At 68.2% G+C, this 14,397-nt stretch carries 11 protein-coding genes; 5 read left to right on the top strand and 6 right to left on the bottom strand.

The annotated features are described in order from the left end of the window. Positions 1-68 precede the first annotated feature (68 nt). The 5 genes from AMK58_RS29095 to AMK58_RS29075 all read right to left on the bottom strand — a co-directional run bounded on the left by AMK58_RS29095 (position 69) and on the right by AMK58_RS29075 (position 6,467). Positions 69-1,007 carry a replication protein RepA gene (locus AMK58_RS29095; protein WP_035683258.1) on the bottom strand — a complete coding sequence of 313 codons (939 nt, stop codon included), beginning with the start codon at positions 1,005-1,007 and terminating at the stop codon, positions 69-71. A 506-nt stretch (positions 1,008-1,513) separates the two neighbouring features. Continuing rightward, a complete protein-coding gene (locus AMK58_RS29090) occupies positions 1,514-2,473 on the bottom strand; it encodes a UDP-glucuronic acid decarboxylase family protein (RefSeq protein WP_035683260.1) in 960 nt (319 codons plus the stop codon). A gap of 153 nt (positions 2,474-2,626) precedes the next feature. Beyond that, positions 2,627-4,489: an adenylyl-sulfate kinase gene (cysC, locus tag AMK58_RS29085; RefSeq protein WP_035683262.1), complete on the bottom strand. Its 1,863-nt coding sequence runs from the start codon at positions 4,487-4,489 to the stop codon at positions 2,627-2,629. Beyond that, on the bottom strand, positions 4,489-5,394 hold the full coding sequence (cysD, locus tag AMK58_RS29080; protein ID WP_035683265.1) for a sulfate adenylyltransferase subunit CysD: 906 nt from the start codon (positions 5,392-5,394) through the stop codon (positions 4,489-4,491). The genes cysC and cysD overlap by 1 nt, the downstream gene beginning before the upstream one ends. An 89-nt stretch (positions 5,395-5,483) precedes the next feature. Next, positions 5,484-6,467, bottom strand: a complete 984-nt coding sequence (locus AMK58_RS29075; protein WP_035683267.1) for a glycosyltransferase family 2 protein — start codon at positions 6,465-6,467, stop codon at positions 5,484-5,486. 123 nt (positions 6,468-6,590) lie between these two features. On the opposite strand from AMK58_RS29075, the gene AMK58_RS29070 reads away from it, so the two are divergent. From AMK58_RS29070 to AMK58_RS29050, 5 genes are all read left to right on the top strand, one after another. Continuing rightward, a complete protein-coding gene (locus AMK58_RS29070) occupies positions 6,591-8,036 on the top strand; it encodes a DUF2142 domain-containing protein (protein WP_035683269.1) in 1,446 nt (481 codons plus the stop codon). An 88-nt stretch (positions 8,037-8,124) separates the two neighbouring features. Continuing rightward, positions 8,125-9,222: an SH2 domain-containing protein gene (locus AMK58_RS29065; protein ID WP_059399839.1), complete on the top strand. Its 1,098-nt coding sequence runs from the start codon at positions 8,125-8,127 to the stop codon at positions 9,220-9,222. A 113-nt stretch (positions 9,223-9,335) separates the two neighbouring features. Next, a complete protein-coding gene (locus AMK58_RS29060; RefSeq protein ID WP_035683271.1) occupies positions 9,336-11,165 on the top strand; it encodes a class I SAM-dependent methyltransferase in 1,830 nt (609 codons plus the stop codon). Between the two features lie 32 nt (positions 11,166-11,197). Further along, on the top strand, positions 11,198-12,244 hold the full coding sequence (locus AMK58_RS29055) for a rhamnan synthesis F family protein (protein ID WP_035683273.1): 1,047 nt from the start codon (positions 11,198-11,200) through the stop codon (positions 12,242-12,244). A gap of 144 nt (positions 12,245-12,388) precedes the next feature. Next, the gene (locus tag AMK58_RS29050) at positions 12,389-13,258 is read left to right on the top strand and encodes a glycosyltransferase family 2 protein (RefSeq protein ID WP_079285537.1); all 870 of its coding nucleotides are present in this window, start codon (positions 12,389-12,391) and stop codon (positions 13,256-13,258) included. 18 nt (positions 13,259-13,276) lie between these two features. Here the strand turns inward: AMK58_RS29050 and AMK58_RS29045 are convergent, their stop codons facing one another. Continuing rightward, positions 13,277-14,392, bottom strand: a complete 1,116-nt coding sequence (locus AMK58_RS29045; protein WP_059399837.1) for a glycosyltransferase family 4 protein — start codon at positions 14,390-14,392, stop codon at positions 13,277-13,279. Positions 14,393-14,397: the final 5 nt, after the last annotated feature.

Raw genomic sequence — 14,397 nt, 5'->3', positions numbered from 1 at the left:
TCGCGAGGCGTTTCGGGCCGCCGTTTGGAGTCTTGTCGCGTTTGTCCGAACGCGGCCGAAAACCCGGATCAGCGCATGAGCTGGGTCATCTTCCGTTCCGGAATCGGGGGAGGAGAGGGGTGCAGGAGCAACCCGTGATCCTCCACGTCGACCCGTGCCTCCGGGTAGACGGCAATCGCAAGCTGAAGGGCTTCGATGAAACGTTTGCGGAAATCGCGCAGACGCGAATAGCCGGCACCGAACTGTTCGAACACCGCCGGCCAAGTGATGGTCGTGGACTTGGTCAGACTGTGCAGCCGGTAGGCCAGCCAGATGTAGATGTCGATGCTGGTGCTGTTGTTCTGGATGTGGCGCAACGCCGGTTCCCAGATTGGAACCGGATGAGCCTTGAGTTCGCGGAAGAATGCCTCGGAAAGCAAGACCCGGTCTTCCCACAGCGTGCCTTGCGGGGAATTGTGTTCTGACGAGAAGTGAATGCCGCCCTTGACGATCGAGTCCTTTTCGAATCCCAGGCTGTTGGCGTCTTCCCAGGCGAAGGTCAGGTTGCAGGCCGCGATGCGCGACGCCTGTTCCCGGATGTCCCGGTAGGTCTGGCCGCCAACCGAAAGTCCCATACGGTCGAGCCAGTCGTGCATGCTGCGGCCCAGCTCGACTTCCCGGCTGTCGGTCTGAAGAGCCCTGGTCTGCAGGTAAAGCAGGATCATGCGCGCCCGACTGCCATAGGGGACGCCGTAGAGTTTGAAGCCGCCGCCACGAACAGGCAGTCGGCCCGGCTCGATCAGCAAGCGAATCCGGTGCCCGCGCCTCTCCCATGGCTGGTCGTCGGGAAGGCGTCGATGCGGAAGCGCGGTCAAGGCAAAGCCTGAATAGGTAATGCCAAGGTCCTGGCGTTCTTCTTCCAGTACCGCCGCGGCGATGTCGACCAGCGACCGCTGATCAGGGTCGGTCTGGAGTGCTTTGGCCTGTTCACGGCCCACTTGGCTGATCAGGCGATGCAACTGGCCCATAGCACGCTGTTCTCGCCGTTTGTTCCGGGTCCACTTATGGTCCGATCCATAACACGGCAGGTTGACACCCGCAATTTGGAATCTTGTCGCGCAGACTATTAGTAAGGTTACTAGATTCACCTATTAGTTTGAGCGACAAGACTCCAGTAGAGAATCGCGAGTCGCGCGACAAGAGTCCAGGAATCCCGCGACAACATTCCAGGGGATAACTCGTTCGTCCTGTGGAAGCTTGGATCGACGCGACAAAACTCCAGTTCTACGTTTCCGAATCGCTTTCGAGATCGATTCGGCTTGCGACTCGGCGATTTGGAGGCCGGGAGGGGCGGTCATGCTCCTGAGGGCCGCGTCGACAGGGGTGAGTCGGGAGCGGGGGGCGCGACAAGACTCCAAATCCGCACCGGTCCGCGGAGGGCGGCATGGCGGTGTCCGGGACAAGAAAAAGGGGGAGCGCGCCATCGGGCACGCTCCCCCTTTCCCGGCCCGCTTTGCGCGGTTTGCGGCCTGCGTCAGTCGACGAAATGGCTGCGGAAATAGTGGATGGTCCGTTCCAGCCCGTCGCGCAGGGGGATGGTGGGCTCCCACTCCAGAAGGGACTTGGCCTTGGTGATGTCGGGGCGGCGCTGCTTGGGGTCGTCCTGGGGCAGCGGGCGGTGCTCGATGGTGGAGCGCGACCCGGTCAGCGCGACCACATGCTCGGCCAACTCCAGCATGGTGAATTCGCCCGGGTTGCCGATGTTGATCGGACCGGTGACCTCGGCGGGCGAGTCCATCAGCCGGATCATGCCTTCGATCAGGTCATCGACGTAGCAGAAGGAGCGGGTTTGGGACCCGTCGCCGTAGACGGTGATGGGCTCGCCCTTAAGCGCCTGCATGATGAAGTTCGACACCACGCGGCCGTCGTTGGGGTGCATGCGCGGCCCGTAGGTGTTGAAGATGCGCATCACCTTGATCGGCAACTGGTGCTGGCGGTGGTAGTCGAAGAACAGCGTCTCGGCGCAGCGCTTGCCCTCGTCGTAGCAGGAACGCGGCCCAATCGGGTTGACGTTGCCCCAGTACTCCTCGGGCTGGGGATGGACGGCGGGATCGCCGTAGACCTCACTGGTCGAGGCCTGGAGGATGCGGGCGTTCAGCCTTTTCGCCAGACCCAGCATGTTGATGGCGCCGTGCACGCTGGTCTTGGTCGTCTGCACGGGATCGTGCTGGTAATGGACCGGGGATGCCGGGCAGGCCAGATTGAAGATCTGGTCGACCTCGACGTACAGCGGGAAGGTGACGTCGTGACGGATCGTCTCGAAGTTCGGGTTGCCCAGCAAGTGGGCGATGTTCCGCCGCGATCCGGTGAAGTAGTTGTCGACGCACACCACCTCGTCGCCGCGGGCGATCAGCCGCTCGCAGAGGTGGGAACCGAGGAAGCCGGCGCCGCCGGTCACCAGGACGCGCCGATTGTAACTACGAATTCCGGTCATGGAGTGTCTCTGGAGAGAGTTTTTGGAGCGGTTCGGCCGGCCGGGCGTCACGTCCCCACCGTCGCCCGGATGGAAAATGCTCCTGCACATGGCCGCAAGTCCGCAGCTTTGGCAAGCGATTATGCCGCGCCGACCCCGCCATGCGGCGCCGTATCAGGCCTCGGCGATGCCCTTCCGGTGCAGAAGCTCCACCACCCGCTCGGCAAGCGCGTCGGCATCCTCCGCCGTCGTGTCCAGCCGCAGTTCCGGTGCGTCCGGCGCCTCGTAGGGGGAATCCACCCCCGTGAAGTTGCGCAGGGTTCCGGCCCGCGCCTTGGCGTACAGCCCCTTGGGGTCGCGCCGCATGCACTCGTCCAGCGGAGTATCCACGAAGACCTCCAGGAAGGCGCCGTCCGGCAGAAGGGCACGCACCGCCTCCCGTTCGGCCCGGAAAGGGGCGATGAAGGCGCACAGCACGATCAGCCCGGCCTCTGTCATCAGCTTCGCCACCTCGCCGACGCGCCGGATGTTCTCCACCCGGTCGGCGTCGGTGAAGCCGAGGTCGCGGTTCAGCCCCAGCCGGACGTTGTCGCCGTCCAGCATCATCGTGTGATGGCCGAGTGTGTGCAGCCGCCGCTCCACCCGGTTGGCGATGGTGGACTTGCCGGATCCCGACAGGCCCGTGAACCACAGGACCGCCGGGCGCTGCCGCTTGAGCGCCGCGCGCTCCACTGTGGACACCGCAAGCTCCTGGCGGTGCAGGTTGGCGGCGCGCCTTAGGGGGTGCCGGATCATCCCGGCGCCGACGGTGCGGTTGGAAAAGCGGTCCACCAGGATGAAGGAGCCGGTGTGGCGGCTGGCCTCGTAAGGATCGAAGGCGAGCGGCGCCGCGGTCGACAGGTTGCACAGCCCGACCGCGTTCAGTCCCAGCACCGAGGCGGCGCCATGCTCCAGCGTTTCCACGTTCACCGCATGGCGAAGCGCGGTGACGGTTGCCGGAACCCAGCGCGCGCCCGCACGCAGCAGGTAGGAGCGGCCGGGGATCAGCGGTTCCTCCGCCATCCACAGAAGATGCGCGGCGAATTGATCGGCCACCTCCGGCGCGCCGTCCGGCCCGCTCAGCAGGTCGCCGCGCCCCGCGTCCACCGCCGCGTCCAGGGTCACGGTCACGGCGTCGCCGGCCCGCGCCTGCGTCACGTCGCCGTCGAAGGTCACGATCCGGGCGATCCGGGCGGACCGGCCCGATGGCCACACCGTCACGGCACCGCCCGTTTCCAGGCTTCCCGACAGGAGCGTTCCCGACAGGCCGCGGAAATCCAGGTTCGGGCGGTTCACCCACTCCACCAGGAAGCGCAGCGGCCCATCCTCGGTGGGGTCGTCCTCCGCGGCAGCGGTCTCCAGATGCCCCAGGAGAGTGGGGCCGTGGTGCCAGGGCATGGCCGCGGACCGGTGCACCACGTTGTCGCCGTGCCGCGCCGACAGGGGAATCGCCGTCACCGACCGGAACCCCAGCGGTGCGGAGAAGACGGTGAACGCCTGCCGGATCGCGGCGAACACGGTCTCGCCATCCTCCACCAGATCCATCTTGTTGACGGCCAGCACGACGTGACGAATGCCCATCAGGGAGGCGACGATGGCGTGCCGCCGCGTCTGGGTCAGCAGTCCCTTGCGCGCGTCCACAAGCAGCACGGCGAGCGAAGCGCCCGACGCGGCGGTCGCCATGTTCCGGGTGTACTGTTCATGCCCCGGCGCGTCGGCGACGATGAAGCTGCGGCGGTCGGTGGCGAAGTAACGGTAAGCCACGTCGATGGTGATGCTCTGCTCGCGCTCGGCTTCCAGCCCATCCACCAGCAGGGAAAAATCGATCCCGCCGTCTTCCTCCGCCCGGCCCCGGCTGTCACGCCGCGCCTGTTCCAGCTGGTCGTCCGAGATCAGCCCGGCGTCGTGCAGCAGTCGCCCGATCAACGTGGACTTGCCGTCGTCCACCGACCCGCAGGTGAGAAAGCGCAGCAGGCCGCGCCCGGTGCCCGTTTCCATCAGAAATAGCCTTCCCGCTTCTTGCGCTCCATGGAAGCCGGCTCGTCCCCGTCGATCAGGCGGCCCTGCCGCTCGGAGGTCCTCGAGGCCCGCATCTCCACGATGATGTCCTCCACGGTCGCGGCATCGGAGTCGATGGCCCCGCTCAGCGGGTAGCAGCCGAGCGTTCGGAAACGCACCCGGCGCATCTCCGGCGTCTCGCCGGGGTTCAGCGGCAGCCGTCCGTCGTCCACCATGATGAGCGCGCCGGAGCGGTGGACCACCGGGCGTTCCGCCGCGAAATAGAGCGGCACCACGGGGATGGATTGCGCGGCCACATAGCGCCAGACGTCCAGTTCGGTCCAGTTGGACAGCGGGAAGACGCGGACGGACTCCCCCGGCTGGATGCGCGGGTTCCACAGGCGCCACAGCTCGGGGCGCTGGTCCCGCGGGTCCCAGGCGTGGGCGGCGTTTCGGATGGAGAAGACGCGCTCCTTGGCGCGGCTCTTCTCCTCGTCCCTCCGCGCGCCGCCGATGGCCGCGTCGAAACCATGACGGTCGAGCGCTTGGCGCAGCGCCTCCGTCTTCATGACGCGGGTGTGGAGAGCGGAGCCGGAACGGATCGGGTCGATGCCTCGGGCGTGCCCCTCCTCGTTCCTATGAACGATCAGCGTCAACCCCAAACGTCGCACCGTCGCGTCGCGGAAGGCGATCATCTCCCGGAACTTCCAGCCGGTGTCCACATGCAGCAGAGGGAAGGGCACGGGCGAGGGGTGGAAGGCCTTGCGCGCCAGATGCAGCAGAACGCCGCTGTCCTTGCCGATGGAGTAGAGCAGAACCGGCTTGGTGAAGGACGCCGCGGTCTCGCGCAGGATGGCGATGGATTCCGCTTCGAGCAGACGGAGGTCATTGGGCAGGGTCGGCATCGGCTCTCCGGTAGCGGCGCTTCGCCCGCCGAAGTGTACGCACTTTCCGCCGCGCTGTCCCGCTTCCGCCGGTGCAAGCCCCCGCCGCTTTACCCCGCGCGCCCTGTCCGCCATCCCAGCAGGCAGGGCAGGGATCGCCACAGCAGCGCGCTGCCCCGCAGAACGGCACGGGCGTCGGCCGGCGAGCGGGATGCGAGCGCGTGGAGCAGCCGCACCAGCGGCTCCACCGTCAGGGTCGCTGCCGTCACCAGGGCAGCGGTGGGGGTGGAAAAATGCTTGGTGGCGAATTGTATCCGGCTGCGCAGGGCGTAGAACAGCCGCAGGTCGCGCACTTGGTCGGTGGTGCCGCAGCCGCGGTGGAAGGCCTCCGCACCGGCGAAATGCACCACCTCCCAGCCGGTCCGGCGGGTGCGCAGGCACAAATCCACATCGTCGAAATAGACGAAGAAGCGCTCGTCGAAGCCGCCCAGCTCCTCGAACAGGGAGCGACGAATCAGCAGGAAGGCGCCCATCACCTGATCAACGGGGCGGCTGTCCAGATGGTCCCACTCCGTCATGAAATGCGGCGGGAACAGGCCGGGCAACAGCCGGTCCAGCCCCACCGCCTGGGCGAGGATGCGGCCCGGGGTCGGCGCCCGCGCGCAGGACCGCTGTGTCCGCCCCAGCTCGTCCGTCAGCCGGATGCCGAGGATGCCGGTGTGCGCCTGCGCCGGCTCCGCCAGGAAGGCGAGGGCCGGGGCGAGCGACGTTTCGGACAGCCGGGTGTCCGGGTTCAGGAAGAGCAGCCAGTCGGCCCGCGACCCGGCGGCGCCCTGGTTGCAGGCGGCAGCAAAGCCGCGGTTCTCCAGGTTGCGCAGCACGGTCAGCGGCGCCCCCCCATCCGCCAGCCTGCCGTCCTCCAGCCCTCCGGCTTCCAGCCCGTCAGCCGATCCATCGGCGGAGGCGTTGTCCACCACCACCATGGCTTCCAGCGTGACGGCACCGATCAGCGCCGCAGGCACCGAGGCAACGCAGGCGCGCAGCAGGTCCCCGGCGTTCCAGTTCACGGTGACGATGCGGATGCTCGGGATCATGGCCGGTGCAGGAAAATTTCGGCGTTCCAGCCGCTGGGGGAATGTGGTCTGTTACCGCGCTCTCCCCGTCCGGGGCAACGCCTGTCCGGCGCGAAGAACAAAAAAGCGAGGACTTCCGGCCGCATGCGCACGATCTTCCGGCATGAGCCGGCCCGGTTCGGGTCGCGGCTGGCGGCGGTTCCCTTCTATGGCGCCGCAGCTCTCTTCTATCTGGTGTTCAGCGCGCTGCTTCTGGTGACGACCCCGCCTTACGCCGGGCTGGACGAGCCGTTCCATTGGCAGCGGGTGCTGCAGATCGCCCAGGGCCGCTTCCTGGCGGAGGAACTGGGACCCAACTCCTGGGGCGGGCCGATCGACCGGGCCAGCTATGTCCACATGCTCCATTACGTCGAGTTGATCCAGAAGCACGCCCCGGTCGATGCCGCGCAGGCCCGCGCCCTGTCCAATCATCTCGCCACCCTGCCGCCGCGGGACGAGGTGGTGCCCTTTCCAAGCTCGGCCAGTTTCGCGCCGCTCGCCTATCTGCCGCAGGCGGCCTTCACCGCCGCCGCCCGCGCCTGGGGGCTGGGGCCGCTCGACCAGATGCACGCGGGGCGGATCGGCAACGCGGTCGCCTATGGGATGATGGTCCTGGCGGTCCTGTGGGCGCTGCCCGGCGGGCGGCTGGTCTTTGCCGCGCTCGCCCTGTCGCCCTTCGCCCTGCAAAGCGCCTGTTCGCTCAGCGCCGACCCCCTGAACCTGACGATTCCCGCCCTGCTGCTGGCCCTGGTCTGGCGGTTCCGCGCCCGCGGCACAGCGCTCGCGCCGCTGGAGGTGGCGGGGCTGCTGGCCCTGTCGGCGGCGCTCGGCTTCCTGAAGCTGACCATGGTGCCCTTCGCCGCGGCGGTGCTCTACCTGCCGGGCGCGGTGGTGGGCGGGACGCGGGGCCGGATCGCGCTCACCGCGCTCTGCCTCGGCCTCGCGGCGGGCATCGCGCTTTCCTGGAACATGGCCTATCCCTTCGTCCCCGGCCCCTATTGGGGCACGGCCGCCGATCCGGCGGCGCAGATCGCGGCCATGCGCGCCGACCCGCTGGAAGCGCTGCGGATCTTCGCCACCACCACGCGGGACTGGGCGATCATGTGGTGGCGCGACGGCTACGGACGCTACGGCGGTCACCCGCCGCCCTGGAGCGGCTACGCCGACGACCGGCTGATCCTGGCGGCCCTGTGGGTTCTTCCGGCCCTGGCCCTGTGCGACGGCGCCCGCCGCCGCGACCCGGTGGTGGCGGTGGGCTATCTGCTGCCGGCCCCGGCCTATGTGCTGCTCGTCATGGCGGCCTTCTGGGTCGGCTTCACCCCGGTCGGGGCGGAGACGGTTCAGGGACTTCAGGGCCGCTATTTCCTCCCGGCACAGGTTCTGGTTGTCCTGGCGCTCGCGGCGGCGGCGGGCCCCTGGAACCCGGCGGGCCTGCGCCAGGGGCTGAGGCTCGGGCTGTTCACCGTCTTCATGGCGCTGAACGGCGCGGTTCTGCTGGACGTTCTGGCCGCCTGGGGACGGCTGTGGGTTCCGGCGAGCGGCGCGAATTGACAGCGGCGGCACGCAGCGCCTATCTGTTGCGGCCCGTTTCCTCCCGCGCCGGTGGCGGTGCCGCCTGCGGAGCCATCAGGACAGTCGCATGGAACAGCGCCCCTCCGCCCTCCGCCTCGCCGCCAGGACCCTCCGCGCCGCCCTGACGCGGACCGGCCTGCCCTCGCCGCCGCCCTCCCGCAAGCCCTTCGTCTACGCGATCGAGGTCTTCTGGTGCGACCGCAACGGCCTCTATCTGGAAGGCTGGATACACGCCTATGAGCGGCGGATACTGGCCCTGCGCGTCGCCGCGGGGGAGGATGCCTACGAGATCGCGAGTTTCGCGCCGCGCCCGGACGTGCTGCCCCATTACGCGGAGTTTCCCAACAGCGCGGAGAGCGGCTTCAAGCTCTATCTCCCCTGGAGGGCCGGCACCCCGGTGACCTTCGAGGTGATCACCGCCGACGACCGCTTCATCGAGACGGTGGAGCTTCCCCGGTCCCCCGAAGCCGCCCGCAAGCCCTACTGCCTGACCGACGGCAGCGCCTGGCAGGACCCGAAGCCGGAGCGCGGCGCCGCGGAGCAGGCGTTCGAGGACTTCCAGCGCGAAGTCAATGAACGCAGGCTGGTCGTCGCCGAGGTCGGCGCCCGCGTGGTCAGCTCGCAGATGAGCCCGCTGCGCGCCGCTTTCGCCGGGGCGGAGCGCTACATCGGCATGGACATCCACGCCGCCCCCAACGTCGACGTGGTCGGCGACGCCCACTACATCCACGAGCTGATCGGTGCGAGGGCGGCCGGGGCGGTCTTCTCCCTCTCGGTGATGGAGCATCTCGCGCATCCCTGGCTGTTCGCCTCTGGGGTCAACCAGGCGCTCCAGATCGGCGGTCTCACCTTCCACACGACGCACCAGTCCTGGCCCGTGCACGAGGAGCCGAACGACTTCTGGCGTTTCAGCGACGAGGGGCTCAAGGTCCTGTTCGGCCCGGCCATGGGGTTCGAGATCATCGCCGCCGGCATGAACCAGAGGGTTCGCATATACATGGAGCATTGTGTTCCGGCACATGCGCTCATGCCGCTCGTTTCCTCCTTCGGCGGGTCCTTCGTTTTGGCGCGCAAGGTGCGGGAGTTGCCGGACGGCGTGGTGGCGTGGCCGACGGACCGCGGGAGTTCGGAAGAGCTCGCCCGCCATTACCCGCAGCGCGGCTGAGGACGGGCCCGCGCCTGTCCGGCACGGCGCTCCTTCTCGATAGCGCTCCTTGTCGTTGAGGGACCGGCTTGTTAAGACGACAAGGAGCGGATCGGGACCATGTTGGGGATGGAATGAACAAGATCGATATGGGTGGTACGGAAATCATCGACTGGACCCGGACGATCGTCTGGGAGGCCGGGGATAGCCACCTCGACGCCATCTGCCCGGCTTGCGGCGACGCCGCGGCCAAGCGGGTCCGTCTGAGGGTCCGCTCTCCATGGCCTCCGCATCCGGAACAACCCCTGGTGTCTTGCCCGGCCTGCGGAACCGCTTTCCATCCGACCATGGGACAACCGCCCTACGAGGCTGTTCTGGACCCGCTGGTGGATGTCTATCTGGAGCAGAACGCGGGCATCGACGTGATGGCCGAACTGCTGGCGGCGATCGATCCCGCCGGGGTGCGCCGCTACATCGAGATCGGCTGCGGCTTCGGCTTCCTGCTCGACTACGCCCGCGTGGCGTTCGGCTGGGATGCCCGGGGGTTCGATCCGGGATACAGCGCCCGCTTCGGACGCGAGGCGCTCGGCGTCGACATCCAGCACGTCTACCTGCATTCGGCGGCCGATGCGGGACCGGAACCCTACGACCTCGCTCTGTGCGCCGAACTGATCGAGCATGTCTTCGAACCGGAGAAGCTGCTCGTCGTCCTGCGCGATGCGTTGACGACCGACGGCACGCTGCTGCTCACCACGCCCAGCGCCACGGGCATCCGCCCGGAAACGCAACCGGGCACCCTGCTGTCGATGCTGTGCCCCGGCTACCACTACGCGCTCTACAGCCCCAAGGGCATCGAAGCCCTCTTGCGGAGGGTCGGGTTCAAGAGCGTCATGGTCGTGGACCGTGGGCACACCCTGAGAGTGGCGGCATCGGTTGGCGACGAGCTGAAGGCCGATCTGACACGGGCCTTCGACCGCAGCCCCTACCATGATTATCTGCGGACGCGCGTCGGAACGACGGATCCGGCCTCGTCTCTCGGCGTGGGGTATCGGTACCGGCTTCTGAAGGAGCTGACCAACGCTGGGAATTTCGAGGCCGCACGCGCCGCGCAGGCGGAGGTGTTCGCGGCGTGCCGGCAGCGTTGGAACCTCGATTTCACCGATCCCGCCCGTCTGCTCGCCGATCTGTCGGCCGCTCCGAAGCCGAGGAGCATCGAGGAGCATCACAACGCCTATCCTTTCTGCCTGGGCAGCATCCTGTATTTCAGCGGCATTCTGGCGTGGCTGGCCGACGGGCAGCATGACCTTGCCCAGCGCTGGTTCCAGGTGGCCGCGTTCGCCGGCGAACAGATGCGCGCGACCCTGCACATCATCGGAGCCGACGACGAGGAAAGCGAAGAGCTGATGTGGCGGGCCTGCTGCTACGCCAGCCATCTGCTCGTCTGGAGCCAGCCGGATCGGGCTGTGGAGGAGCTGCAAGCGCTCGCCCACACGCCGAGCGCTCTGCTCGGCGAGCGCATTCCCGCCGGCATTCTGGAGGACGCGCAGCGCAAGGTCTTCGTGGATCTGGTGAATCTCGGTCAGTACAAGGCGGCGGACCGGCTGGCCGCGGCGGTGGAAGCCGCCCTGCCGGAGAGTGGCGCCGTCCTCGCCTCCACCGCCTTCGCGCTCGGCATCCTGACGCTGAACCACCGCAAGGCGCCGCGGAGCGCCGCGGCCTTCTTCGAGCGTGCCCACCGGGCCTGCCTGGAACTGCCCGACCGCGCCACCGCGCCGATCGTTCAGGCCCTGCTGTGGCCGTCGCTGTTCCATCAGGGACAGGCGTTGGCCAACGCCGGGCGACGGGACGAGGCGGGCGCGGCCTTGCGCGGCCTGCTGAAACCCGAAGCCGGCCTGCCGTCCGTGCCGCTCGACCTGCGGGCGCGGACGGAGCTTCTCGTCCGCACTCAGCGCCTGCCCACCTGACCGCGAGCCAGAGAGAGGACGGAAACGCCCTGATGTTGAGCACCCTGATCCGTCTTCCCTTCCGTCTGCGCTTCGTGATCGCCTGGGCGATCGTGCAGAGCAAGATCCTCGCCGGCTACGCCTCCTACGCGCTCAGCACTTTCCGCAAGGACAGCTACGTGCGGGAGCGCTGGGACGGGCGGGTGCCGCTCGCCGGGGCGCGGCGCGTGGTGGTGTTCGTGCATTACGACCGGCAGGGCATCGTCCACGACTTCGTGTGGCATTATCTGCGCCAGCTCCACGCGCTGGGCTTCGCCATCGTCTTCGCCAGCAATGCGCCGCGCCTGGCCGAATCCCAGATCGAGCCGCTGCGGGACATCTGCGCGCTCATTCTCCGGCGCGACAACGTCGGCTACGACTTCGGCGCCTACAAGGAAGGCATCGCCGCCGTTCCGGAACTGCCTGCGCTGGACATGCTGCTGCTCGCCAACGACAGTGTCTACGGCCCGCTGCACCATCTGGCGGGACTGCTGGAGCGGATGGATCCGCAGGATGCCGATGTCTGGGGCGCGTCGGACAGTTGGGAGTTTTCCTTCCACCTGCAAAGCTACTTCCTTCTGTTTCACAAGGCGGCGCTCGCGTCTCCCGCCTTCGGGGCTTTCTGGGATCGGCTCCGCTACGTCCAGTCCAAGACCTGGATCGTGCGCAAATACGAGATCGGGCTGACCCGCGCGCTGCGCCGCACCGGCCTGCGCTGCCGCGCCGCCTTCCCCTACCGTCAGGCGGCGACTGCCTTGATCGAGGCGGTGGTGGAGCGCAACATCGCCGGAGACGGCATCGATCCCGTGCGCAAGACCTTCATCCAGCAGGTTTTCCGGACGATCAACGCCGGCGTGCCGCTGAACGGGACGCACTTCTTCTGGGACTATCTGATCGCCCAGATGGACTTCCCGTTCCTGAAGCGCGACCTGCTGCAAAAGAATCCGGCGCGCATTCCGCTGCTGAATTATTGGGAACGGGTGGTGAAGCAGTCGAGCGACTACGACACCGAGCTGATCCTGCGTCATCTGGAACTGTCCCTGAAGAACCGCAGCGTCTGACCGGCTCCGCCCCGCAAGCAAGGGGTGGAGGAGCGCCCGGTCTGAAGGAAATCGACGCAAGGTGCGCGTCGCCTCTTCCCGCCGCGCAGGGTGCTGCCCTATGGTCGGACCGCAACGGTTGCCGTGCCGCGAACGAGATCGTCGATGGAAGAGCCACTGGTCAGCGTCGTCATACCGGCTTTCAATCGGGCTCATACGCTGCGCCGTGCCATCGAGAGCGTGCGGATGCAGGACGTTTCCTCCTGGGAACTGCTGGTCGTGGACGACGGTTCCACCGACGGCAGCGTGGACATTCCCGAGTCCTTCGGCGACGAGCGAATTCGCCTGATCCGGCACGCGGTCAACCGCGGGGCTGCCGCGGCCCGCAACACGGGGGTGGCGGCGGCGCGCGGCTGCTACATCGCCTTCCTCGATTCCGATGACGAATGGCTGCCGGGCAAGCTTCGTGCCCAGATCGACGCCCTGGAAAGCGGACCGGACGCGCCGCAGGCCCTGTGCACCGGCTTCCTGCTGCACCGGGAGGAAACCGGACGCCGCACGAAGCGGTGGCCGAAGCCCGAGGGGACATGGTTCGAGACCCTTCTGGACGGCTGCTACGTCTCGCCCGGCTCCACCCTGATGGTGCGGCGCGACTGCTTCGCCGCTGTGGGGCCGCTCGACGAGACATTGCCCCGGCTTGAGGACTGGGACTGGCTTCTGCGCTGCATGGAACGCTTCGCCTTCGATTGCCTGCCGGTCCTGGGGGCGGTGGTGCATGTGGGACGCCCCGCGCGCTCGGCGCCGGTTGCCGTCGCCATCGACCGCCTCGACGCGCAGCACGCCGACCGCGTGCTGCGCGTCGCCGGTCCGGAGGGGCTGCGGCGCTTCCGCGCCAGCCTCGCCATCGAACAGGCGGTCGCCGCGGTGCATGAGGACGCCCACGCGATGGCGCTCAGCCACATCGGCCGCGCCTTCTCCTGGTCCCCGACGCGCACCGCGCGCTTCCTGGCCCGCTGCGCCGTCCGGGCTTTCTGAGTCCGCCTTCGGCGCGGTTCAGTGGCGGGCAGGCAGGCGGCGGTAGAGGGCCAGCAGCCGGTCGGCGGCCGCCGTCCAGGTGAAGTCGCGGACGCGGCGTCGGCCGTCGGCGATCAACCGGTGGCGCAAGGCGCCGTCGTCGAGCACCCGCTCCAGAACCTGGGTCAGGCTTTCGGGAGTGGCGGGGTCGAAATAGACGGCGGCATCGCCGGCGATTTCGGGGAAGCAGCTCCGGTCGCTCAGCACTGCCGGGCAGCCGTTGGCGAAGCTTTCCAGGATCGGCAGCCCGAACCCTTCGTACAGCGACGGGAAGACGAAGGCGGCGGCGTGCGCGTAGGCGTAGGCAAGGTCGCCGGCCGGCAACGTGCGCTGGTGCAGGCGGGTGGCGCAGCCGGCCTCCAGGAAGGGCTGGCGCTCCTCATCCTGGAGATGGCCCCCGCCGACGCAGACCAGATGCAGGTCGGCCCGGCGCGCCAGCAGGGCAGCCAGGCGCCGCGCCACGCCCGCGAAGTTCTTGTAGCCGTCGCGGCGCCCCACGATCAGCAGATAGCGGTCCGGCAGCGCAATCCCCGCACGGCGCCCCGGCGCCCACACGGCGTCCCGCGACAGGCCGTGGTGAACCACCTCCACCCGCGCCGGGTCGATTCCGTAGAGCCGGACCAGATCGGCCTTGGTGTGGGCCGACACCGCGACGATGGCAGCGGCGGCGGCGCAGAGCGCCCGCTTGCCGGGATGGATCTCCTCCGGCTTCGGGAATATCTCCGGCATCAGTTCCGGTGCCATGTCGTGCACCGTCACCACCATGGGCCGCCCGTGCAGGAGATCGATCAGACCGGCGTCGTAGAAGGTCTGGTGGAAGACGTCGAAGGCCCCGTGGCCGAGCGCCCGGCGGACGAGCCTGCGGTTGTGGGCGCGCAGCAGGCTGCGCTTGCCGGGGAAATGTCCGGCGCCCAGGAAGCCCCGGACGTCCAGGCCCGGCTGATCCATCAGGTGGCTGTTGATGACCTGCCGGAACGGCAGGACCACCTGCACGCCGGGTCGGGCGCGCAGTTCCGCGACGACCTCGGCGAAGCAGCGGGACACCCCGCCGTGGCGCTGGATGGAGAAGATGTGGTCGTCGAAGAGAACGCGCATGCCGC

The organism is Azospirillum brasilense, from assembly GCF_001315015.1.
In the GTDB taxonomy this organism is placed as follows: domain Bacteria; phylum Pseudomonadota; class Alphaproteobacteria; order Azospirillales; family Azospirillaceae; genus Azospirillum; species Azospirillum brasilense.
This window is presented reverse-complemented; position numbering and strand designations above follow the sequence as displayed.